This window comes from Micromonospora sp. CA-259024 (assembly GCF_050936255.1).
GTDB lineage: Bacteria > Actinomycetota > Actinomycetes > Mycobacteriales > Micromonosporaceae > Micromonospora.
Genome location: NZ_JBNJND010000002.1, coordinates 306,286 through 328,565, shown reverse-complemented (window position 1 = coordinate 328,565; position 22,280 = coordinate 306,286). Strand labels below are relative to the sequence as shown.

Below are 22,280 nucleotides of genomic sequence, written 5' to 3'. Positions count from 1 at the left end.
GACAGCCGAGGCTGTGACTCCGGTCATGCCGACCGGACAACCAGCGTTCCGGCTCGCGTCACCCACGTCGCCGATCACGGTCATCTCCGGCCGGTAGACCGACGGGCTCAACCCATGATTGGGAGGAAGCATGACCGAGCTTGATCGACGTACCCTGCTGCGAGCTGGCCTCGTGGCCGGTGCCGGAGTCGCCGGCGGCGCCCTGCTGGGCGGCGCTGGCGCGACCGCGGCCCCGGCCTGGCGCCCGGCGGGACGCCCGGTACTCACCCACGGCGTGCAGAGCGGTGACGTCACCGCGGACTCGGCGCTGGTCTGGACGCGGGCCGACCGGCCGGGCCGGATGCTGGTCGAGGTGAGCCGTCGGCCCGACTTCCGTGGGGCGCGGAAGCTGCGCGGCCCGGTGCTCACCCCGAACGGCGACCTCACCGGAAAGGTCCGGCTGCGGGGCCTGCCGGACGCCGAGCGGCTGCACTACCGGGTCCGGGTGGAGAGCCTGGATCGGCACGGGGTGGTCAGCGAGCCACTGACCGGGTCGCTGACCACCGCACCAGGTCGGCACCGGCGACGCGACGTGAAATTCGTCTGGACCGGGGACGTCGTCGGGCAGGGGTGGGGCATCGCCCCGGACTTCGGTGGGATGTCGATCTTCCGGGCGATGCGCCAGACCCGGCCGGACTTCTTCCTGTGCAGCGGTGACACGGTGTACGCCGACGGCCCGCTGGTCGAGTCGGTGACGCTGCCCGACGGACGGATCTGGCGCAACCTGGTGACACCGGAGAAGAGCAAGGTCGCCGAGACGCTGGCCGAGTACCGGGGCCAGTTCGCGTACAACCTGCTCGACGAGCACCTGCGGGAGTTCGCCGCGGCGGTGCCGCAGATCAACCAGTGGGACGACCACGAGGTGCTCAACAACTGGTACCCGGGTGAGGTGCTGGACGACCCGCGCTACACCGAGCAGCGGGTGGACGTGCTCGCCGCGCGGGCCCGTCAGGCGTTCAACGAGTGGCTGCCGGTGCCGGTGGACGGGCCGATGTACCGGCGGCTGTCGTACGGGCCGCTGCTGGACGTGTTCGTGCTCGACATGCGGACCCACAAGGACCCGAACGACGGCAACACGTACGCCGACCCGAAGCGCGGCCTGCTCGGCCGCGAACAGCGGGAGTGGCTGATCCGGGAGTTGAAGCGGTCGAAGGCGACCTGGAAGGTGATCGCCAACGACCTGCCCATCGGCGTCGTGGTGCCGGACGGTCCGGCGGCGCAGGAGGGTGTCGCGCAGGGCGACCCGGGCGCGCCGGCCGGACGTGAGCTGGAGTTCGCCGAGGTGCTGCGGGCCACCCACCGGGCCGGGGTGACCGGCATGGTCTTCCTCACCGCCGACGTGCACTACACCGCCGCCCACCACTACGACCCGTCCCGCGCGGCGGTCGGTGACTTCACCCCGTTCTGGGAGTTCGTCTCCGGCCCGGCACACGCCGGCGCGTTCGGCCCGAACGCGCTGGACGGAACGTTCGGCCCGCAGGCGGTCTTCGTGCACGCCCCGCCGCTGGCCAACACCTCCCCGGCGGAGGGTTTCCAGCACTTCGGTGAGGTCTCCATCGACGGCGAGTCGGAGGCCCTGACGGTCCACCTGCGCGACCGCGACGGTGCCGCCCTCTGGAGCACCACCCTCCCGGCCCCCTGACCCCCAACCCCACCCCCGTCTCACCTCCCCCCGTTGATCATGAAGTTGTCGTCAGGACCCGCCGTCACGGCGGGCAATAACTTCATGATCAACGGGGGAGCGGCGGGGGCGTGGCGGGTGGGCGGCGGGTGGGGGATTACTCGGGGGCGGGGTGGTGGGGTGGTCGAGTATCGTGGGCACCGTAAGGCGATGACCCGGCCATCACCGGTGAGCCTCCGGAAGAACAGCCGGGCAACCGGCCCAGTAGAACCGGACGGGTCCGGCCCGTCACAGCCGGCCAATGAGCGGGCGGTCGATCCTGACCGCCAAGCGGGGTGGTACCGCGGGCCACCCGGGAGCGCCGTCGAGGCGTCCCCGGAGACGCTCGTCCTCGCAGACCCACCGATGAGTGAGCTGCGAGGAGAGCGACCCCCGATGGCCTATCCGTTGCACGACCCGACCGCCGCCGGTGTGCCGGCGAGCCCGGACCTGCCCGCGGTCGAGCGCCGGGTGCTGGAGCACTGGACGGCCGACAAGACCTTCGAGGCGTCGGTCGAGGCCCGTCCGGCCGGGACCGACGGCAAGAACGAGTACGTCTTCTACGACGGCCCGCCGTTCGCCAACGGCCTGCCACACTACGGCCACCTCTTCACCGGCTACGTCAAGGACGTGGTGCCGCGCTACCAGACCATGCGTGGTCGGCACGTCGAGCGGCGCTTCGGCTGGGACTGCCACGGCCTGCCCGCCGAGGTGGTGGCCGAGAAGCAGCTCGGCATCACCAGCAAGGCGGAGATCATCGACCTGGGCGTGGCCCGGTTCAACGAGGCCTGTCGCGCCTCGGTGCTGGAGTTCACCCAGGACTGGGAGCGGTACATCAACCGGCAGGCCCGCTGGGTCGACTTCGCCAACGACTACAAGACGCTCGACCTGGACTACATGGAAAGCGTCATGTGGGCCTTCAGGACCCTGCACGACAAGGGTCTGATCTACGAGGGTTTCCGGGTATTGGCGTACTGCTGGCGTTGCGAGACGCCGCTGTCGAACACCGAGACCCGGATGGACGACGTCTACCGGGACCGGCACGACCCGACCCTGACCGTGTGGTTCGGGCTGACCGCCGACGAGTCCGCGCCGGAGCTGCTGCGGGGGCCGGTCAAGCTGGGCGTCTGGACCACCACGCCGTGGACCCTGCCGTCCAACCTGGCACTCGCCGTCGGCCCCGACATCGAGTACGCGGTGCTGGAACGCGACGGCGACCGCTACGTCGTGGGTGCCGCCCGACTCGGGGCGTACGCCAAGGAGCTGGACGGGTACGAGCAGGTCGGCACGGTGTACGGCCGGGACCTGGTCGGGCGCCGCTACACCCCGCTGTACGACTTCCTCGTCGAGCAGGCCGGGGAGAACGCCTACCAGGTGCTCGGCGCGGAGTTCGTCACCACCGAGGACGGCACCGGGATCGTGCACCTGGCCCCGGCGTTCGGTGAGGACGACCAGAACGTCTGCAACGCCGCCGGCATCCCCACCATCGTCACCGTGGACGACCACACCCGGTTCACCGCGCTGGTCCCGCCGTACCAGGGTGAGCAGGTCTTCGACGTCAACAAGCCGGTGATCCGGGAACTCAAGGAGCGGGGGGTGGTGCTCAAGCAGGACACCTACACCCACTCGTACCCGCACTGCTGGCGCTGCGACACCCCGCTGGTCTACAAGGCGGTGTCGTCGTGGTTCGTCGCGGTCACCCAGTTCCGGGACCGGATGGTCGAGCTGAACCAGGAGATCAACTGGACGCCGGGGCACATCAAGGACGGCTCGTTCGGCAAGTGGCTGGCCAACGCCCGGGACTGGTCGATCAGCCGGAACCGGTTCTGGGGTTCACCGATCCCGGTGTGGAAGTCCGACGACCCGAACTACCCACGGCTGGACGTCTACGGCTCGCTGGCCGACATCGAACGGGACTTCGGCGTACGCCTCAGCGACCTGCACCGGCCCGCGGTGGACGACCTGGTCCGCCCCAACCCGGACGACCCGACCGGCAAGTCGATGATGCGCCGGGTGCCGGAGGTGCTGGACTGCTGGTTCGAGTCCGGGTCGATGCCGTTCGCCCAGGTGCACTACCCGTTCGAGAACGCGGACTGGTTCGAGCACCACTACCCGGGTGACTTCATCGTCGAGTACATCGGGCAGACCCGCGGCTGGTTCTACACCATGCACGTGCTGGCCACCGCGCTGTTCGACCGGCCGGCGTTCCGCAACTGCCTGAGCCACGGCATCCTGCTCGGCTCGGACGGGCGCAAGATGTCCAAGAGCCTGCGCAACTACCCGGACGTCTACCACGTCTTCGACGCGTACGGCTCGGACGCGATGCGCTGGATGCTGATGTCCTCGCCGGTGCTGCGCGGCGGCGACATGGCGGTCACCGAGGCGGGCATCCGGGACGCCGTCCGGCAGGTGCTGCTGCCGCTGTGGAACGTCTGGTACTTCTTCTCGCTCTACGCCAACGCGGACGGTTACCAGGCGCGACGCCGTACGGACTCGCCGCACCTGCTCGACCGGTACGTCCTGGCGAAGACGAACGAGTTGGTGTCGACGGTCGGCGCGCAGATGGAGGCGTACGACATCTCGGGCGCGTGCGCCACCGTCCGGTCCTACCTGGACGCGCTGACCAACTGGTACGTGCGTCGCTCCCGGGACCGGTTCTGGTCCGGCGACGCCGACGCGTTCGACACGCTGTCGACCGTGCTGGAGACGCTCTGCCGGGTGGTGGCGCCGCTGGCGCCGCTGACCGCGGAGGAGATCTGGCGTGGGCTGACCGGGGAGCGTTCGGTGCACCTGACCGACTGGCCGGAGGCGAGCGAGTTCCCGGCCGACCACGACCTCGTCGCCGCGATGGACGCCACCCGGGCGGTCGCCTCGGCGGCGCTGTCGCTGCGCAAGGCCAAGGGGCTGCGGGTGCGGCTGCCGCTGTCCAAGCTGACCGTGGCCTCGCCGGCGGCGGACCAGCTGCGCCCGTTCGCCGACCTGGTCGTCGACGAGGTCAACGTGAAGGCGGTGGAGTTCAGCGCGGAGCTGTCCGCGTACTGCGAGCAGGTCCTGACCGTGGTGCCCCGGGCGCTCGGCCCGCGGGTCGGCAAGCAGGTGCAGCAGGTGATCAAGGCGGTCAAGGCGGGCGACTGGGAGTTGGTCGACGGTGCCCCGGTGGCCGCCGGCGTCACCCTCGCCGAGGGTGAGTACGAGCTGCGCCTGGTGGCCGCCGACGCCGAGCACTCGGCGCCGCTGCCCGGCGGCGAGGGCGTGGTGGTGCTGGACACCGAGGTCACGCCGGAGTTGGCCGCCGAGGGGCTGGCCCGCGACGTGGTGCGGGTGGTGCAGCAGGCCCGCCGGGACGCCGACCTGGACGTCTCGGACCGGATCGTGGTGTCGGTGTCGGCCTCCGAGGAGGTGCGCGCGGCGGTGGCCGCGTACATCGACTTCGTGTCCGGGGAGGTGCTGGCCGACACGGTGGACTTCGCCGAGGGCCTCGACGGCTTCGCCGGCGAGGTGGGCGAGGGCGAGCGGGTGACGGTGACCGTCCGCCGCTCGTAAGCGCGGGTACGGACGCCTCCGCACCTCCGTCTGCGGGGTGTGGAGGCGTCCGCTACCGTGACACCGCCTGCTCGCACCTGATCTGCCGGAGGACCAGTGCCCCTGCTCTACACCATCGGCAAGCTGACCGTGGCGCCCACGCTGCGGTTGGCGTTCCGCCCGACCGTGGAGGGGCTGGAACACGTGCCGGAGACCGGCGGCGCGATCTTCGCCGGCAACCACCTCTCGGTGGCCGACGAGCTGTTCCTCGGCACGGTCGTGCCCCGGCATCTCGCGTTCTGGGCGAAGTCGGAGTACTTCAAGGGCACCGGTGTGAAGGGCGCGATCTCCAAGTTCGTGCTCACCGGCCTGGGCGCCATTCCGGTCGAGCGGGCCGGCGGCCGGGCCGCGCTGTCCGCCTTCGACGCGGCTATCCCGGCGTTGAAGGGCGGCGACCTGGTGGTGGTCTACCCGGAGGGCACCCGCTCACCGGACGGCAAGCTCTACCGGGGGCGGACCGGAGCGGCCCGGCTGGCGATCTCGGCCGGTGTGCCGATCATCCCGGTCGGCATGATCGGCACGGACAAGGCACAGCCGATCGGTGCCCGGGTGCCCCGCCCCGGCAGCGCCAAGATCACCGTACGGTTCGGCAAGCCGTTGGACTTCACCGGCCGGCCGGACGACCGCGCGTCGCTGCGGCAGATGACCGACGAGCTGATGAGCGAGATCCAGAAGCTCACCGGCCAGGAGTACGTACCCCGCTACGCCCCGCCGCGCGCCCACCCCGACCCCACCCGCGAAGCCTGACCAACCCCCCCACCCCCACCCCACCCACCCCCGGTCCCACCCCACCCGCCCGGTTGATCAAGAAGTTTGCGTCACTGGCGGGGCTGGTACTGACCGAAACCTCTTGATCGACGTCAGTCGGGGCGTGGGGTGGGGGTGCGGGAGTCTCAGGCTTTGGGTTGGACGATCTCGCTGCGCAGGGTGGACAGCAGGGCCGCGCTGTCGGCGACGGACAGCCGGGTGAACACACCGGTCGCGATGCTGCCGTGGTCGACGGAGGTGCAGACCACCACCTCGCTGCCGTCGTTTCGACCCACCGCGCAGCGCTCGTACCTGCCCCGCACACCGGTGTCCACGGTCTCGGGGGCCTCCAGCGCGTACCGCTCGCTGAGCCGGCTGATCTCGGCCTCCGCGTCCGCCTCCGGGGTCAGTCGGAAGCCGGTGCCGCCGAACACCGTCACCTGCTTGCCGCCGGGCGTGGCGTAGACGCCGGCGAAGGTGTCCTCGGCCAGCAAGTGCTCCTTGCGTACCTCACCCTCCAACTGTCGGGCGGCGTCCGCGCTGCGATCGTCCTGACGCAGGCTCAGGTCGTTCACCTGCGTGGGCAGTGCCGCCCGGGCCGGGTACTGGGCTGAGATCGGGAACCCGTAGTAGGCGGGGCAGCCGCAGCAGCAGGCCAGGGTGAGCAGCAGCAGCCACGGCCAGCGGCGACGCCGACGGACCGGGACGTACCCCTTGGGGGCCTGCCAGCCCGGCGGTGGCGGCATGGGTGGCGTGGCGGACCGCCGGCCCCGGCGCTGCTTCGGCAGCTTGGCGGGCGGTGCGGGCGGCGACATCGGCCGGGTCGGTGTCATGGGCCGGGCGGCCTGCGGTGGCCTGGGCGCGGCGTGCGGTGGCATCGGGGCGGGCGGCGGAGGCGCCGGGTGCGGCCCGAGCGGGGGAGCGGGCGGACCGGACCACTGCCGGGTCGCCGGCGGCGCCGGGTAGGGCACCGTCGGGGGCAGCGGAGGCAACTCGGCGGAGGGCAGGTCCCAGCCGCCGGTGTCCACGCCGGCCCAGGGGTCGACCGGGGTCTGGTGCTCCGGCGGCCCGACGGGAACGGGCGGCGGCGGGGTCGGCTCGGCCGACTCGCCCCAGACGGGTCGGCGCGGCAGCGGGGGCGGCACCGGGGCCGAGCCGGTCCATTTCGGCGCGGGGACCTCCGCGGTGGCGGCGGGCTCGGGCTGAGCCGACGGCTCCGTCCGGCCCGGTGCGGTCGGCCCCGCCGCGGGCGCTGGCTGGCTCAGGGCCGTGGGCTGCGTCGAGTGCTCCAGCCGCGTCGCGGGTTCCTGGCGCGTCGCCGGTTCTGGCTGCGCTGCGGGTTCCTGGCGCGTCGCCGGTTCCGGTTGCGCTGCGGGTTCCGGTTGCGTCGCGGGTTGCGGCTGGTCCGGGGGTACGGCTGGGGAGGTCGGCTCGTCGGCGGCCGCCGGATCCAGGTCCGGCTCCGCGCCCGGGGTGCTCCCGTCGGCCGGCCGTGCTCCCGGCTGGGGCTCGGGCATCGCGGCAATCTCCTCTCGCGCCGGTCCGAGGTTAGTACCGCGCCGCCACCGCCGACGACCGGGCATCGTGGCCGAGGCCACCCACGGCAACGGCACCGATCCGGGATCGTGGCGTCGCGCGCGGTCACCGGCGGACGGGCGCGTACCCTTGGGCATCATGAGTGCCCCGTCCCCGACGCCGCGCGCGACCGCGTCCAACTCCGTCTGGTCCCAGCTCGAGCCGCTGCTGCCCCAGATCTCCAAGCCCATCCAGTACGTCGGGGGCGAGTTGGGTGCGGTAACAAAGGAGTGGGACGCGGCGACCGTGCGCTGGGCGCTGATGTATCCCGACGCGTACGAGGTGGGCCTACCCAACCAGGGCGTGCAGATCCTCTACGAGGTGCTCAACGAGCTGCCCGACACCCTCGCCGAGCGGACGTACGCGGTCTGGCCGGACCTGGAGACCCTGATGCGCACGCACGGCGTGCCGCAGTTCACCGTCGACGCACACCGGGCGGTACGCGACTTCGACGTGTTCGGCATCTCCTTCTCCACCGAGCTGGGCTACACCAACATGCTCACCGCGATCGACCTGGCCGGCATCCCGATGCTGGCCGCCGACCGCACCGACGCCGACCCGGTGATCCTGGCCGGCGGGCACGCCGCGTTCAACCCGGAGCCGATCGCCGACTTCATCGACGCCGCGGTCCTCGGCGACGGTGAGGAGGCGGTCCTGGAGATCACCGCGATCGTCCGGGAGTGGAAGGCCGAGGGCTCCCCGGGGGGCCGCGACGAGCTGCTGCTGCGGCTGGCCCGCACCGAGAGCGTCTACGTGCCGCGCTTCTACGACGTCGACTACCTGCCGGACGGGCGGATCCAGCGGGTCGTGCCGAACCGGGCGGACGTGCCGTTCCGGGTGCACAAGCGCACGACGATGGACCTGGACGCCTGGCCGTACCCGAAGAAGCCCCTCGTCCCGCTCGCCGAGACGGTGCACGAGCGGTACGCGGTGGAGATCTTCCGGGGCTGCACCCGGGGCTGCCGGTTCTGTCAGGCGGGCATGATCACCCGTCCGGTGCGGGAGCGGTCGATCACCACGGTCGGGCAGATGGTCCGCGAGGGGCTGGAGTTCTCCGGCTTCTCCGAGGTGGGCCTGCTGTCGCTCTCCTCGGCGGACCACTCCGAGATCGGTGACATGTGCTCGGGCCTCGCCCAGCAGTACGAGGGCACCAACGTCTCGCTGTCGCTGCCGTCGACCCGGGTGGACGCCTTCAACATCGATCTCGCGCAGGAGCTGTCCCGCAACGGGCGGCGTACCGGCCTGACCTTCGCCCCGGAGGGCGGGTCGGAGCGGATCCGCAAGGTCATCAACAAGATGGTGTCGAAGGAAGACCTGATCCGCACCGTCGTCACCGCGTACAGCAACGGGTGGCGGCAGGTGAAGCTCTACTTCATGTGCGGCCTGCCCACCGAGACGGACGAGGACGTCCTCGAAATCGCGGACATGGCGCACGAGGTGATCAAGGCAGGTCGGGCCGCCACCGGCTCCAAGGACATCCGCTGCACGGTGTCCATCGGCGGGTTCGTGCCGAAGCCGCACACCCCGTTCCAGTGGGCCGCGATGGAACGTCCGGAGGTCATCGACCACCGGCTCAAGATCCTCAAGCAGGCGATCAACTCGGACCGCTCGCTGGGCCGGGCCATCGGCTACCGCTACCACGACGGCGAGCCGTCGCTGATCGAAGGCCTGCTCTCCAGGGGTGACCGCCGGGTCGGCTCGGTGATCCGCAAGGTGTGGGAGAACGGCGGCCGGTTCGACGGGTGGAGCGAGCACTTCTCGTACCAGCGCTGGGTGGACGCGGCGGCCGAGACGCTGCCCGCGTTCGGGGTGGACCTCGACTGGTACACCACCCGTCAGCGCGACGAGCTGGAGGTCCTGCCCTGGGACCACCTGGACTCGGGCCTGGACAAGGACTGGCTCTGGCAGGACTGGCAGGACTCGGTCAGCGAGTTCGAGCAGGACGACTGCCGCTGGACGCCCTGCTTCGACTGTGGCGTGTGCCCATCGATGGACACCGAGATCCAGATCGGCCCGACCGGCAAGAAGCTACTGCCGCTCACCCCGCTGGGCGGTAACGGCATGAAGGTGCCGGCGGGCAACCCCTCCGCCTGACCCCACCGCTGCACGCAGCGCCGGGTGGCGGCGACCGCCACCCTCCACATCCGACATGTCACCCAACGGGTCCGCGTCTCGCGGGCCCGTTGGTGCTGGTCGGGCTCCACGGCGCACCACCCCGACGCGGCGACCCACCCACCATCGACGGCGGCCTGTGCGCGGTAGTGGTGGCTGGGGCTGCCCCGACTAGGCGAGACTCGATACGCTGCGTCTGACATGGACCGACCCGGCGGGTCGGGAACGGGGGAGGAAGCGCATGGGTAACATCCCGCCGCCGAACACCGGCGATCTGCACGTCAGCGTCGAGGACCTGGACGCCGCCGCGGCGTACGTCGAGCGGCTGAAGCAGTACGTCGAGGACACCCTCAGCTACGAGATGGAGCGCATCAAGGAGCGGATGAAGGGCGACAGCAACAACGCCCAGACTGTTCCGAACGGCACCCCCTTCGGCGCGTACGAGGACGCCCGAATGCAGTGGCGGGCCCTTGAGACGTCCACGGCGAACATGGAGTTGCACCTCAAGACGCTCACCCAGAAGCTCGCCGCGCTGAAGGAGGGCACCGAGGACATCGCCAAGGCGTTCCGCGACACCGAGGCGCGCAACGCCGCCAACGGCAAGGAAATCGAGCGACTGCTGGAGTCGGCTGCTCCGCCGCCCGCTGCCGGCGGCGCGCCCACCTACCCGTACACCGCCTGAGGGGGACGTCATGGCTGGAGGAACCTGGGAGCGGTGCGTCCGCGAGGTGACGCTCTCCGCCGACCCGGAGACGGTCGGATCGGTCGGCATGGGGTGGAGCAACCTCTCCGCCGGCCTGCAACATCTGCGGGACGCGCTCGTCGGCCGATCGTTCGTCGGCCCGATCGCGACAGGTCAGGAACGCCCGCACGTCGGCGGCCTGCCCGGGCTGCTCGCCGGTTGGAAGGGCAGCGGCGGTGACGCGTACCGCGAGCACCTCGGCAAGATCGGCAAGCAGATCGAGGATCTGATCACCGACGCGAGCAACGTCAGCGGCGCGTTGACGCGGATCGAGGGCGACATCCGCAAGTCGGTCTCCACGATCCCGATCCCGCTGATGGACGACTTCGGTTTGAACGAGTGGAGCCTGCCCAACGGCACCGAGCTTGACGACGCCCGCGACGGCGAGAGCGCGTCGGGCTTCCTCGCCGCGCTGCGCCAGGACTATCAGAACAACCCCGCGTCGTACGCCGACGGCGCGTTCCGCGACAAGGCCGACGACCTGGAAGCGACCATGAAGGTCGATGGTCAGGCCGGGGACAAGGAGCGGGGCGGCTGGTGGGACACCAAGTCCCATCTGGACAACTGGTACCGGGACAATCAGCAGGCTGCGAACACGGCGATGGCGCCGCTGCCCAAGGCGGTCTACACCGAGCGTCCGAAGCTGACCGTGGTGGGGCCGGATGGACAGGGCGACACGGACGACGTCCGTCGCGACCCCCGGATTCCGCCGACGGGGCGACCGGACATCGGTGGTGGCGAATTCGGTGGGAAGCCCGACATCGGTGGCGGTCCCACGATCGGCAGCAGGCCACCGAGCATCGGCGACGGGGGCGGTCCCACGTCCAGCGTCGATCCGTTCTCCCCGCCCTCCTCCAGGGAGCTTGGCGATGGGTCGTCGCCCAACGGCTCCGGCCAGCTCACGCCCCCGCCGACCGGTTCCGGATACCCGGGCTACCCGGACGGCGACGACGGCTACAGCAGCGGTCTGGCCGGCGCCAGCCCGAGCGGCGTCGGCGGCCTGGGTGGTGGCATCGGTGGTGCCGGCGTCGGTAGCGCCGGTCTCGGCGGTGCCGGCGGTGGTTTCGGGGGTGGGCCCGGCGTCGGCGCGGCCGGCGGGATCGGCGCCGGCGGTGGTCTGGGTGCGGGCGCCGGAATCGGCATGGGTGGTATTCCCGGCATGGTGGGCGGCGGCAACGGGAAGGTCCCGCCGATGACGAGCGCGGCGAACGCGCTGCGCACCGCCGCTGGCGCGGGCGGCGCCGGGATGGCGGGCGGTGCGCGTGGCGGTGCCGGGATCGGGGGCGCCGGGATGATGGGCGGCGGCATGATGGGCGGCGCGGGTGGCGCCGGGCACGGCGGCGGCACCGGCTCGGAGCACTCGTCGTGGTTGACTGAGGACGACGATCCGTGGGGTCCCGGTGACGGGGCGTCCCCGGGTGTCCTTCGATGAGGACGGACGGATGAGGGTGAACGTCGGAGCGCTCCGGTCGGTAACTGCCTGCCTGCTGGCGGGGATCCTGGTGGTGGGGGCCGCCCAACCGGCGGCCGCCGCGCCCCGGCGGGCCGAGCAGTGGTATCTGGACGAGCTCCGGATCGACCAGGCGCACAAGATATCGACCGGGCGGGGCGTGGTCGTGGCCCTGCTCGACAGTGGCGTCGAAGCCACTCACCCGGACCTGCGGGGTCAGGTGCTGCCCGGTGGCCGCAGCTACGGCGCCTCTGGAGATGGCCGGGCTGACGAGGACGGGCACGGCACGCACATGGCCGGCATCATCGCGGCGACGAACGCCAGCCGCGACGGCGTGGACGGCATCGCCCCGGGCGCGAAGATCCTGCCCATCAAGCTGCGCAAGGGCACCGGGACCAACAGCGACACGGCGGTGGCCCTCGGCATCCGGATGGCCGTCGACGGCGGCGCCAAGGTGATCAACATGTCTCTTGGTGCCCCGGGCGCGGCCAGCCCGGAGGAGGAGAGCGCGATCAAGTACGCGTTGGACAACGACGTCGTCGTGGTCGCCGCCGCCGGCAACACCGCCAAGGGCAGCGTCGTGGTGGACAACCCTGCCAACACCCCGGGTGTGATCGCGGTGACCGGGACGACCCGGGGCGGTACGTTCTGGTCCGGCTCCGTCCAGGGGCCGGAGGCGGTGGTCGCCGCTCCGGGCGACGGCATCTACAACGTGCTCAACGAACAGGGTTACGGCTGGGGCGACGGCACCTCCGACTCCACCGCGATCGTCTCCGGTCTTGCCGCGTTGATCAGGTCGAAGTATCCGAACCTCGACGCACCCAACGTGATCAACAGGATCATCCGCACCGCCCGGGACGCCGGCCCGTCCGGGCGGGACCCGCAGTACGGCTTCGGGGTGATCGACCCGATGAGAGCGCTGACCGCGAACGTGCCGCCGGTCACCGCCAACCCGCTGCTCGACCCGGCCGCGGCGACCGACCCGGACCCGGTCGGCAGTGCGGGCGCGGATGAGGAGTTCGACCTCACCCAGCACGGCGATCGCGGTGGCCCCACCGACCAGCAGGTCATGGTGGTGGTCATCGGTGTCGCAGTGGTGCTGGTGTTGCTGCTGGGGCTGGCGGTGTTCCTCATCTGGAACCGCCGTCGGTACCGGCGGGAGGCGGCCCTGGCTGCCCACGTACCGGACGAGCTGCTCGACCAGGCGGCTCCCGCCGCGTACCCGTCGCCGGGCGCGGGTTACGCCCCGCCGCCCGGCTATCCGCCACCATCCGGTTACGCCCCTCCTTCCGGTTACGCCCCGCCATCCGGCTATGGGCCGCCGGGGGCGCCGCCCGCCCCACCGAGGGAGCGGTAACCGGTCCTGATCGTTGCTGGCCGGCTGGTGACCCCGAGGTCAGCGGCCGGCCATCGGCCTTCCAGGAGAGGTCTCTCGACCCAACCGACCGGTTTGAACCGGTCTGCCGGGCGATGTGACCGCCCCGGTTGCGTACCGTCACGGGCCCTGCGCCAGGATGGGCGGACACGCAGGTACACCCGAGGAGCCCACGATCGCCAGAAAGCCTCAACCCGAGGGCGGCCAGGCACCGGTCGTCCAGCGCGTCCGCATCCGGTACGCCAAGCGCGGGCCGCTGCGGTTCACCTCGCACCGGGACTTCGCCCGGGCGTTCGAGCGCGCGCTCCGCCGGGCCGCTGTGCCGATCGCCTACTCCCAGGGCTTCACACCGCACCCGAAGATCTCCTACGCCAGCGCCGCGCCCACCGGGGTGGCGAGCGAGGCGGAGTACCTGGAGATCGGCCTCCAGGAGGCGATCGACCCGGAGGCGCTGCGCGCCGCGTTGGACGCCGCGCTCTCGCCAGGGCTGGACGTCCTGGAGGCGGTGGTCGCCGAGGGGGGCAACCTACCGGACCGAATCGAGGCGTCGCGCTGGCACATCGAGTTGCCCGAGGTCGACACGGCGGTGCTGAGCGCCGCGGTGGACGCCTTCGTCGGGGCCGACGAGGTGCTGGTCGAGCGGATGACCAAGCAGGGCCGACGTACGTTCGACGCCCGCGCCGCAGTGATATCCATCGATGTCGTAGCGCCGACGCCGACGCCTTCCGGGGCGCCGGCCGTACCGTGTGCGATACTCGAACTGGTCGTGCGGCAGGTCACCCCGTCCGTACGGCCCGATGACGTCCTTTCCGGCCTCCGCGTGGTGGCCGACCTGGAGCCGCCGGTTTCGCCGAGGGTGACCCGGCTGGCTCAGGGCACGTTGACCGCGCAGGGTGCGATCGTGGATCCGTTGGATGCGGACCGCGACGGGGCAGCCATCGTTGGGCACTGACCGACGGTCGGTGTTCTGGCAGGCAGACTTCGGCGGTCGCGCACCACGCGCGCCCGGCGGAAACACTTTTGCGGCGACCCTGCGTGGCAGCGCTCACCCGCGCCCGGGGTAGCCAGAACTGGAGAACGTCCATGCTCGAGAACGAGCCCGAGGGCGGCGAACGGACCGGTTCACAGCCGGCCGGGGAAACCGCTGACCAGAGCACCACCACCGACGGCGCCGCCGTCGCGACCCCCACCACGGCCGCCGGTTCGGCCTCGGTGGAACCGGCTGGCGCGGAGAGCGCCGAGCCCGCCGCGCCGGTGCGGCGTACCCGGGCGACCCGGCGTCGGGCCACCCCGCTGAACCAGCCGGAGCAGACCGACGCGCCGATCGAGGCGCCCACGGGTGGGGCCGGCAGTGCTGAGTCGCCGCAGGCGGAGGTCTTCGCCCCGGTCTCCGGCGATCTGGATGTCGCACCGAAGACCCCCCGGCGCCGCCGAAAGGCCACCGCCGTCGAGACGACCGCCGAGGAGCCGCTGGTCGCCGCCTCCGCGGAGGCGGCGTCGGCCGAGGTGGTTCCGCCGGTCAAGGTGACCCGCACCCGGCGCAAGAAGGCCACACCTGCCGCCGTCGAGGAGCCGCCCGCCACCGAGCAGTCGGCCGCCGTCGAAGAGGTGCCCGCGATCGAGGAGCCGGCCGAGGAGCCGGCAGAGTCCGACCTGCGCGAGGCCGAGGCCGAGTTGAACGACACGGAGGCCCTCCCGAGCGCCACCGCTGCCGAGTCGGCCTGGACCAGTGGTGCGCAGGAGCGCTCGGGTGAGGTGTCGCCCGGTGCCGCCGTGGCCGCTGTGACGGACGAGCCGGCCGAAGTCGAGCCGGAGCAGCCGCGTACCCGTCGTCGGCGGGCCGCGCTCTCCGCGCCCACCGTGCTGTTCATGGCACCCCAGCCGGACGCCGTGCCGGTGACCCGACCGGTGGAGCCCGCACCGGTCGCGGAGGAGCCGGCCGTCGAGGAGGCCGCCGAGCCGTCCCGCCGTCGTCGGCGGGGTCGCCGCGAGGTCGAGCCGGTGGAGCCGGTCGAGGCGATCGAGGCCGAGGAGGAGCCGACCGAGGAGGCCGACGAGGCCGCCGAGGCGGATGAGGAAGACGAGGACAGCGCCGCCGCGCGCCGCCGCCGCCGGCGTGGTCGCCGCGGCCGGGGCCGGGGCAAGGGCGGGGCCGACGACGCCGAGGACGAGGAGTCCGAGGAGGCGGCGCAGGCCGATGAGGAAGAGACCGCCGAGGTCGAGGCCGACGAGGACGAGGAGGTCGAGGGCGACGGCTTGACCCGTCGTCGCCGGCGTCGTCGTCGCCGCGGTGCCGGCGACACGGAGGGTGCCGCCGACGACGGCGTACCGACCGTGGTGAAGATCCGTGAGCCGCGCCGGACCGTCGACGAGGTCCAGGGCGTGTCCGGCTCGACCCGGCTGGAGGCCAAGCGCCAGCGCCGCCGGGATGGCCGCGAGCAGCGCCGTACCCGGCCGCCGATCCTCAGCGAGTCGGAGTTCCTGGCGCGCCGGGAGGCGGTCGACCGGGTGATGGCGGTCCGCCAGCGCGGTGATCGTACCCAGATCGCCGTCCTGGAGGACGGCGTGCTGGTCGAGCACTACGTCACCCGCAACTCCTCCGGGACGATGGCCGGCAACGTGTACCTGGGCAAGGTGCAGAACGTGCTGCCGAGCATGGAGGCGGCGTTCGTCGACGTCGGCCGAGGCCGCAACGCGGTGCTGTACGCCGGTGAGGTCAACTGGGACACCTCCGGGCTGGAGGGGCGCGCCCGCTCGATCGAGCAGGCGCTGCGCTCCGGTGACTCGGTGCTGGTCCAGGTCACCAAGGACCCGATCGGGCACAAGGGCGCCCGGCTGACCAGCCACATCGCGCTCTCCGGCCGGCACCTGGTCTACGTGCCCAACGGCAACGCCTCCGGGATCAGCCGGAAGCTGCCGGACAACGAGCGCAAGCGGCTGCGGGACGTGCTGAAGAAGCTGGTTCCGGACGGCGCGGGCGTGATCGTCCGTACGGCCGCCGAGGGCGCCAGCGAGGACGAGCTGGCCCGCGACGTCAAGCGGCTCCAGGCGCAGTGGGAGGACATCCAGGCCAAGGCCGCCGAGGGTGGCGCTCCGGTGCTGCTCTACGGGGAGCCCGACCTGGTCATCCGGGTGGTCCGGGACCTGTTCAACGAGGACTTCCGCGAGCTGGTGATCGAGGGCGAGCAGTCGTACGACATGGTCGAGTCGTACCTGTCGCACGTCTCCCCGGATCTGGTCGACCGGGTGCGCCGGCACGTCGGCACGAGCGACGTCTTCGCCGAGTACCGGATCGACGAGCAGATCATCAAGGGCCTGGACCGCAAGGTCTTCCTGCCCTCCGGTGGCTCGCTGGTGATCGACCGCACCGAGGCGATGACGGTCGTCGACGTCAACACCGGCAAGTACACCGGCTCCGGGGGCAACCTGGAGGAGACCGTCACCCGCAACAACCTGGAGGCGGCGGAGGAGATCGTCCGCCAGCTCCGGCTGCGCGACATCGGCGGCATCGTGGTGATCGACTTCATCGACATGGTGCTGGAGTCGAACCGTGAGCTGGTGCTGCGCCGACTCACCGAGTGCCTCGGCCGGGACCGCACCAAGCACCAGGTCACCGAGATCACCTCGCTGGGCCTGGTGCAGATGACCCGTAAGCGGATCGGCGCGGGCCTGCTGGAGGCGTTCAGCGAGACCTGCGAGTGCTGCAAGGGTCGAGGCGTCATCATCCACACCGAGCCGGTGCCGGAGAAGCCGCGCCCTGCCGCTGCGGGGGAGAAGGTCAAGGCGGTCGCCTCGTCGGTGGCCGCCGCTCCGGCCGCCGAGCAGGGCAGCACGTCGTCCCGCCGACGGGCGCGCAAGAACGCCCCGGCCGAGCGGGCCGTGGTCGAGGTCGTCGACACCGACACCAGCGCCGAACCGGACGCCGACTACCAGGACACCATGGGCTACGACCTGTCCCGCTACGAGTCGGACACCGCCGCCGCGCCGGCGATCTCCGACAGTCAGCAGGGAGAGTCGGCTCGGCTGGCCGCGGCGGACGACCCGGACGCGCTCTCCGACGGTGAGGGCGACGACGAGGCCACCGAGGGTGGCACCGGCCGTCGCCGTTCCCGCCGGGGTGGTGCCCGTCGGCGGACGCGCCCCTGACCGGCCACGTGTTTGACGAGGTCCCTTCCCCGGCAAAGTGACGGGGGAGGGACCTCGCCGTTCCGGCCACCCCGGTTCAGGATCGGCAGCCCCGGTTCAGGAGGAGAAGATGCGTCGTCTGCTCGCCGTCACCGTGCTGGTCACCGTGCTCTCCGTCGCGGCCGGCTGCTCCACCGACCGGCCCGGGGCCGTCGCTCCGGCTTCGACCGGCGTGACCACCGGCCCGGCGCTCATAGACACGTCCCCCGGGTCGACCGGCGTGCGGGCCGGCGGTGGTGCGGCGGGCGGCGACGCCACGCAGGTCTGCGCCGCCTCCCAGCAGGCCAGTACGACCGCCGTCCGGACGTATGTGGCCGAGCTGGGCCAGATGATCGCGGCGGTGGGCGCCGGGGACAGCGGCACGGCCGAGGCTGCCCGTGGGCGGGCCGAAGCGGCGCTGGCCGGTTGGCGGACCGAGCTGCGGAAGCAGTCGGAGCGAACCACAGATCCGCAGCTCAAGACCCTGCTCACCGACATCGGCACCGAGGTGGCCGCACTCGGCGCCGACGTCGAGTCGATCGACGAGACCGAGCTCGACCGGCTCCAGCAGCGCCTCGACCAGCTCTGCGCGCGCTGACCAGGGCGGGCCGGTTTGGGGTCCGGGCCGGCAATGGCGTACTCTTGCCTGCGGCGCACTTTTGGTGTGCCGAGTTCCCGTGTGCCCGCGCCGCCGTGCACTGCTACCCGGCGAGCCGCCGCGGGGACGACCGCCAGCAGCCTCAACGACAGGGAGTCCGCCTCCGATGTACGCGATCGTCAAGACCGGCGGCAAGCAGTACAAGGTCGCCGAGGGCGACGTGATCGAGGTCGAGAAGCTCACCGGTGCCCCCGGTGACGCGGTGAAGCTCACCGCGGTGCTCCTCGTCGACGGTGACGACCTGGTGACCGACGCGGCGAAGCTTGCCGAGGTCGCGGTGTCCGGCGAAATCGCCGCGCACACCAAGGGCCCGAAGATCCGGATCCACAAGTTCAAGAACAAGACCGGCTACCACAAGCGCCAGGGTCACCGCCAGCCGTTGACCCAGGTCAAGGTGACCGGCATCTCCAGCGGGAAGTAGGTCGTCCTCCAATGGCTCACAAAAAGGGTGCGTCCAGCTCGCGTAACGGTCGTGACTCCGCGGCCCAGCGACTCGGCGTGAAGCGCTTCGGTGGTCAGGTTGTCAGCGCCGGTGAGATCATCATCCGGCAGCGTGGCACCAAGTTCCACCCCGGTGACCTGGTCGGCCGTGGCGGCGACGACACGCTGTTCGCGCTGTCCGCCGGTTCGGTCCTGTTCGGCACCAAGCGCGGTCGCAAGACCGTCAGCATCGTTCCGCAGCAGTAGTTCTCGGGCTAAGCGGGCCGCGGACCTCCGGGTCCCGGCCCGCTTAGCTTTTTTCGAAGTGCGGGGTTGGACCTCGCTGGAAGGATTGACGCCGTGGCAACGTTCGTTGACCGGGTCGTTCTGCATCTGCAGGCCGGCGATGGCGGGCACGGTTGTGTCTCGATCCACCGCGAGAAGTTCAAGCCTTTCGGTGGGCCGGACGGCGGCAACGGCGGGCACGGGGGCAGCGTGTCCCTGGTGGTCGACCCGCAGGTGACCACGCTGCTCGACTTCCACTTCCACCCGCACGTCAAGGCCGACAACGGCAAGGGCGGCGCCGGGTCGAACCGGGACGGGGCCAACGGCCACAACCTGGTGCTCAAGGTGCCCAACGGCACCGTGGTGCACACCACCGACGGCACCGTGCTGGCCGACATGGTCGGCGCCGGCACGACCTTCGAGGTGGCGCGCGGCGGGCGCGGCGGGCGGGGCAACGCCTCGCTGGCCAACGCCAAGCGCAAGGCACCCGGCTTCGCCGAGCTGGGCGAGCCCGGTGACCAGTTGGACATCGTGCTGGAGCTCAAGAGCGTCGCCGATGTGGGCCTGGTCGGCTTCCCATCCGCCGGCAAGTCGTCGCTGATCTCGGTGATCTCCGCCGCGAAGCCGAAGATCGCCGACTACCCGTTCACCACCCTGGTGCCCAACCTCGGTGTGGTCCGGCTGGACAACCACACCTTCACCGTCGCCGACGTGCCGGGTCTGATCCCCGGCGCGGCCACCGGCAAGGGCCTGGGCCTGGAGTTCCTGCGGCACATCGAGCGCTGTGCCGTGCTGGTGCACGTCATCGACTCGGCGACCCTGGAGCCCGGTCGCGACCCGGTCGCCGACATCGACGCCATCGAGGCTGAGCTGAGCCAGTACGGCGGGCTGGCCGACCGCCCACGGCTGGTGGCCGTGAACAAGGTCGACGTGCCGGACGGCCGGGACCTCGCCGAGATCGTGCGCCCCGACCTGGAGGAGCGCGGCTACCAGGTGTTCGAGGTCTCCGCGGCTACCCGCGAGGGGCTCAAGGAGCTGACCTACGCGATGGCCGAGCTGGTCGAGGCCGAGCGTAAGGCCGCGCCGCCCGCCGAGCCGACCCGGATCGTGATTCGTCCGATCGCCGTGGACGACGAGGGCTTCACCATCACGGCCGAGAAGGACGGCTCGTTCACCGTGCGCGGTGTCCGGCCGGAGCGCTGGGTCAAGCAGACCAACTTCGACAACGACGAGGCGGTCGGCTACCTGGCCGACCGGCTGGCCCGGCTCGGGGTGGAGGACAAGCTGGCCAAGGCGGGTGCGCAGCCCGGTGACCTGGTCCGGATCGGTGAGCGCGAGTTCGACTGGCAGCCGACGCTCTACGCCGGTGTGGAGTTCACGCCGGGCAACCGGGGCACCGACGTCCGCCTGGAGGAGAAGTCGAACCGGGCCTCTGCGGCGGACCGGCTCGCCGCCCGCAAGGCCCGCCGGGTGCGGTCGGCGGACGAGGTCGGCGCGGACGCGTCCGACGACCTCGACGACATCGACGACGAGGACGACGCCGAGTAGCCCGTTGCGCTCCGTGATTGGGTTGATTTCCGGAAACCTTCGCGAAATCCACCCGTTCTAGCGTGGGCTGATGCTGATCGAGTCCCGGCCCGCCACCGATCCGGAGATCGCCACCCTGGTCATCGCGCAGCAGCGTGAGCTGCGCGAGGCTGATGGCGGGTTGGACGGGCAGGTCTTCCTCCCCCACGACGACGTTCGCTACCTGGCGGTGGTGGTGAACGGTCGGGCGGTCGCCTGTGGCGGGCTCCAGTCGATCGATGCGGAGACCGCCGAGGTCAAGCGGATGTACGTCCGGCCCGCGTACCGGGGGCGGGGCATCGCCCGTCAGTTGCTGGCCGCGCTGGAGGAGTGTGCGTTCGGGCAGGGGCACTCGGTGATCTGCCTGGAGACCGGCACCTACCTGCCGGCCGCGATCGCGCTGTACACCTCGTGTGGCTACGACCGGATCCCGGTCTACGGCGAGTACGTGGACAACCCGTACAGCGTCTGTTTCGCCAAGCGGCTGCCGGTCGCGGCCTGACGGCCTCGCCGCCGCACCCGGCGCTCAGGCGCCGGTGCTGGCGTGCTCGACGGTGACGGGCTTGGACTCGGGTGAGGCGTGCTGACGCAGGACGATGCTCAGCAGGATCAGCGCGCCGACCGCCAGGAACTCGCTCTGCCAGTTCTGCATCGACTGGAACCAGAAATCGCTGGTGCCGAGGAAGTCCCACGCCCCGATCGGCGGTGCCCCGCTCTGCAACGCCTGCTCCTGGTTGTAGGCGGCGGTGCCGCCGAGCAGGTGCCCGACGAACGAACCGGCGAAGATCAGCAGCAGCGCGAGGGAGAGGCTGTTGCGGTAGACCACCAGCGGCAGGCCGCCGGCGCGCACCGGCCACGGCGACTGCGGGGTGGCCCGGCGTTCGTCGTCCTCCGGTCGGTCGGTCTGGTCCATCGGCTTCGACTCGGCCGAACCGCGCTGCACCAGGTGCGCGGTGAGCAGCACGTACCCGCCCATCTGGAGGAACTCCGACTCCCAGTTCTCGAAGACCGCCTCGGCGAAGTGCCCGGTGGTCAGGTACGCCGGCCAGCTCAGCGGTGTGGCCCCGAACTCGGTCAGCTCCTCATTGTGGGTCTGCCAGCCGAAGACGCTCTGCAGCGCCAGGAAGACCAGGAACGCGCCCAGCATGGTGACGGACAGCGCGTTGTTGCGTAGCCAACGAGGCATGTCGCACCCCCTTCGCGGATCAAGTACCCCCGCAGGAACGACAGCGAAACCCGGAGGACCAGGTCAGTGCCGGTCGGCGGGATTGTCCAGGCGCCCGCCGGTGCCCGCCTGGTTCGACAGCAACAGCCCGAGCGCGAGCATCCCGAAGCCGAGCGCGAGGTGCAGCCAGTTGTCGGCGTCGTTGACCGGCAGGATGTTCGCCCCGCCCTCCGGGTTGATGGCCTCGATGGCCAGGCCGTACAGCCAGAGAACCAGGTAGATCGCGCCCCCGCCGGCCAGGAAGAGCCGCGCGCCGGCGACGCTGCGGGCCAGCACCAGGCCGGCCAGCCCGAACAGCAGGTGCACCGCGTTGTGCAGGATCGACACCTGGAACAGCCCGAGCAACCGGGCGTCGGAGTGGTGCCCGGCGAACCTCAGCTCGCCGTAGTCGGTGGTGATGCCGGGAACGAAGCCGAGGACGCCGATCAGCAGGAAGGCGCCGGCCACGACCAACGCGGCCAGCTGGACCCGGGGTCGGGGCCCGGCCGGTCGGCCACCTCGCGCGTCTCGTGCCATCGCTGCCCCCTCCATCGATCTGCCGGCCCTCGCGAACCTCACTGTCCGCGGCGGCGACGTGACGCAGCCCGACAATCCTCCATTTTGAAGTCGGTCCTGCCGGCCGCGCAGAGAAATACACGAAGAGGTATGGAAGCCAGAACGCCGGGTAGGTGACTAGTCAG

Annotated in this window: 17 protein-coding genes; 14 read left to right on the top strand and 3 right to left on the bottom strand. The window is 71.4% G+C overall.

The genetic code is table 11. The features are described 5' to 3' along the window. Positions 1 to 130: 130 nt before the first annotated feature. The 3 genes from ACQEUX_RS20800 (at position 131) to ACQEUX_RS20790 (ending at position 6,028) form a co-directional block, all read left to right on the top strand. Complete coding sequence (locus tag ACQEUX_RS20800) at positions 131 to 1,681, top strand: alkaline phosphatase D family protein (protein WP_433050847.1); 1,551 nt, start codon at positions 131 to 133, stop codon at positions 1,679 to 1,681. A gap of 414 nt (positions 1,682 to 2,095) precedes the next feature. Next, positions 2,096 to 5,242, top strand: coding sequence for an isoleucine--tRNA ligase (gene ileS, locus ACQEUX_RS20795; protein WP_433050844.1), 3,147 nt, complete (start codon positions 2,096 to 2,098; stop codon positions 5,240 to 5,242). A 96-nt stretch (positions 5,243 to 5,338) separates the two neighbouring features. Then, positions 5,339 to 6,028 (top strand): lysophospholipid acyltransferase family protein, encoded by a 690-nt coding sequence (locus tag ACQEUX_RS20790; protein ID WP_433050841.1) that lies wholly within the window; start codon positions 5,339 to 5,341, stop codon positions 6,026 to 6,028. A gap of 146 nt (positions 6,029 to 6,174) precedes the next feature. On the opposite strand, the gene ACQEUX_RS20785 is transcribed toward ACQEUX_RS20790, so the two are convergent. Then, positions 6,175 to 7,545, bottom strand: a complete 1,371-nt coding sequence (locus ACQEUX_RS20785; protein WP_433050838.1) for a hypothetical protein — start codon at positions 7,543 to 7,545, stop codon at positions 6,175 to 6,177. A 157-nt stretch (positions 7,546 to 7,702) separates the two neighbouring features. On the opposite strand from ACQEUX_RS20785, the gene ACQEUX_RS20780 reads away from it, so the two are divergent. The 11 genes from ACQEUX_RS20780 to ACQEUX_RS20730 all read left to right on the top strand — a co-directional run bounded on the left by ACQEUX_RS20780 (position 7,703) and on the right by ACQEUX_RS20730 (position 20,877). Then, positions 7,703 to 9,697, top strand: a complete 1,995-nt coding sequence (locus ACQEUX_RS20780) for a TIGR03960 family B12-binding radical SAM protein (RefSeq protein ID WP_433050835.1) — start codon at positions 7,703 to 7,705, stop codon at positions 9,695 to 9,697. A gap of 259 nt (positions 9,698 to 9,956) precedes the next feature. After that, positions 9,957 to 10,397, top strand: coding sequence for a hypothetical protein (locus ACQEUX_RS20775; RefSeq protein ID WP_433050832.1), 441 nt, complete (start codon positions 9,957 to 9,959; stop codon positions 10,395 to 10,397). A gap of 10 nt (positions 10,398 to 10,407) precedes the next feature. Continuing rightward, the gene (locus ACQEUX_RS20770; RefSeq protein WP_433050829.1) at positions 10,408 to 11,889 is read left to right on the top strand and encodes a hypothetical protein; all 1,482 of its coding nucleotides are present in this window, start codon (positions 10,408 to 10,410) and stop codon (positions 11,887 to 11,889) included. 10 nt (positions 11,890 to 11,899) lie between these two features. After that, positions 11,900 to 13,264: a type VII secretion-associated serine protease mycosin gene (gene mycP, locus ACQEUX_RS20765; RefSeq protein ID WP_433050826.1), complete on the top strand. Its 1,365-nt coding sequence runs from the start codon at positions 11,900 to 11,902 to the stop codon at positions 13,262 to 13,264. Positions 13,265 to 13,421: 157 nt separating this feature from the next. Then, positions 13,422 to 14,234 (top strand): TIGR03936 family radical SAM-associated protein, encoded by an 813-nt coding sequence (locus ACQEUX_RS20760; RefSeq protein WP_433050823.1) that lies wholly within the window; start codon positions 13,422 to 13,424, stop codon positions 14,232 to 14,234. Between the two features lie 131 nt (positions 14,235 to 14,365). After that, complete coding sequence (locus ACQEUX_RS20755; protein WP_433050820.1) at positions 14,366 to 17,428, top strand: Rne/Rng family ribonuclease; 3,063 nt, start codon at positions 14,366 to 14,368, stop codon at positions 17,426 to 17,428. A gap of 109 nt (positions 17,429 to 17,537) precedes the next feature. After that, positions 17,538 to 18,044, top strand: coding sequence for a hypothetical protein (locus ACQEUX_RS20750; RefSeq protein WP_433050817.1), 507 nt, complete (start codon positions 17,538 to 17,540; stop codon positions 18,042 to 18,044). A gap of 166 nt (positions 18,045 to 18,210) precedes the next feature. Further along, on the top strand, positions 18,211 to 18,525 hold the full coding sequence (rplU, locus tag ACQEUX_RS20745; RefSeq protein WP_007464063.1) for a 50S ribosomal protein L21: 315 nt from the start codon (positions 18,211 to 18,213) through the stop codon (positions 18,523 to 18,525). An 11-nt stretch (positions 18,526 to 18,536) separates the two neighbouring features. Further along, positions 18,537 to 18,791, top strand: a complete 255-nt coding sequence (gene rpmA / locus ACQEUX_RS20740; protein WP_030491740.1) for a 50S ribosomal protein L27 — start codon at positions 18,537 to 18,539, stop codon at positions 18,789 to 18,791. Between the two features lie 93 nt (positions 18,792 to 18,884). Next, complete coding sequence (obgE, locus tag ACQEUX_RS20735) at positions 18,885 to 20,357, top strand: GTPase ObgE (RefSeq protein ID WP_433050812.1); 1,473 nt, start codon at positions 18,885 to 18,887, stop codon at positions 20,355 to 20,357. A gap of 70 nt (positions 20,358 to 20,427) precedes the next feature. Then, positions 20,428 to 20,877: a GNAT family N-acetyltransferase gene (locus ACQEUX_RS20730; RefSeq protein ID WP_433050809.1), complete on the top strand. Its 450-nt coding sequence runs from the start codon at positions 20,428 to 20,430 to the stop codon at positions 20,875 to 20,877. A 24-nt stretch (positions 20,878 to 20,901) separates the two neighbouring features. Here ACQEUX_RS20730 and ACQEUX_RS20725 read toward each other — a convergent pair whose 3' ends face one another. After that, positions 20,902 to 21,561, bottom strand: a complete 660-nt coding sequence (locus tag ACQEUX_RS20725; RefSeq protein ID WP_433050806.1) for a DUF6766 family protein — start codon at positions 21,559 to 21,561, stop codon at positions 20,902 to 20,904. A 63-nt stretch (positions 21,562 to 21,624) separates the two neighbouring features. Continuing rightward, a complete protein-coding gene (locus tag ACQEUX_RS20720) occupies positions 21,625 to 22,116 on the bottom strand; it encodes a DUF4383 domain-containing protein (protein ID WP_433050803.1) in 492 nt (163 codons plus the stop codon). Positions 22,117 to 22,280 lie beyond the last annotated feature (164 nt).

Coding starts and splice junctions, on each gene's coding strand:
- ACQEUX_RS20750 (WP_433050817.1), top strand. CDS start 17,538: ATGCGTCGTCTGCTCGCCGTCACCGTGCTGGTCACCGTGCTCTCCGTC.
- rpmA (WP_030491740.1), top strand. CDS start 18,537: ATGGCTCACAAAAAGGGTGCGTCCAGCTCGCGTAACGGTCGTGACTCC.
- ACQEUX_RS20720 (WP_433050803.1), bottom strand. CDS start 22,116: ATGGCACGAGACGCGCGAGGTGGCCGACCGGCCGGGCCCCGACCCCGG.
- ileS (WP_433050844.1), top strand. CDS start 2,096: ATGGCCTATCCGTTGCACGACCCGACCGCCGCCGGTGTGCCGGCGAGC.
- ACQEUX_RS20725 (WP_433050806.1), bottom strand. CDS start 21,561: ATGCCTCGTTGGCTACGCAACAACGCGCTGTCCGTCACCATGCTGGGC.
- ACQEUX_RS20775 (WP_433050832.1), top strand. CDS start 9,957: ATGGGTAACATCCCGCCGCCGAACACCGGCGATCTGCACGTCAGCGTC.
- ACQEUX_RS20760 (WP_433050823.1), top strand. CDS start 13,422: ATGGGCGGACACGCAGGTACACCCGAGGAGCCCACGATCGCCAGAAAG.
- mycP (WP_433050826.1), top strand. CDS start 11,900: ATGAGGGTGAACGTCGGAGCGCTCCGGTCGGTAACTGCCTGCCTGCTG.
- ACQEUX_RS20755 (WP_433050820.1), top strand. CDS start 14,366: ATGCTCGAGAACGAGCCCGAGGGCGGCGAACGGACCGGTTCACAGCCG.
- ACQEUX_RS20780 (WP_433050835.1), top strand. CDS start 7,703: ATGAGTGCCCCGTCCCCGACGCCGCGCGCGACCGCGTCCAACTCCGTC.
- ACQEUX_RS20800 (WP_433050847.1), top strand. CDS start 131: ATGACCGAGCTTGATCGACGTACCCTGCTGCGAGCTGGCCTCGTGGCC.
- rplU (WP_007464063.1), top strand. CDS start 18,211: ATGTACGCGATCGTCAAGACCGGCGGCAAGCAGTACAAGGTCGCCGAG.
- ACQEUX_RS20785 (WP_433050838.1), bottom strand. CDS start 7,545: ATGCCCGAGCCCCAGCCGGGAGCACGGCCGGCCGACGGGAGCACCCCG.
- ACQEUX_RS20730 (WP_433050809.1), top strand. CDS start 20,428: ATGCTGATCGAGTCCCGGCCCGCCACCGATCCGGAGATCGCCACCCTG.
- ACQEUX_RS20770 (WP_433050829.1), top strand. CDS start 10,408: ATGGCTGGAGGAACCTGGGAGCGGTGCGTCCGCGAGGTGACGCTCTCC.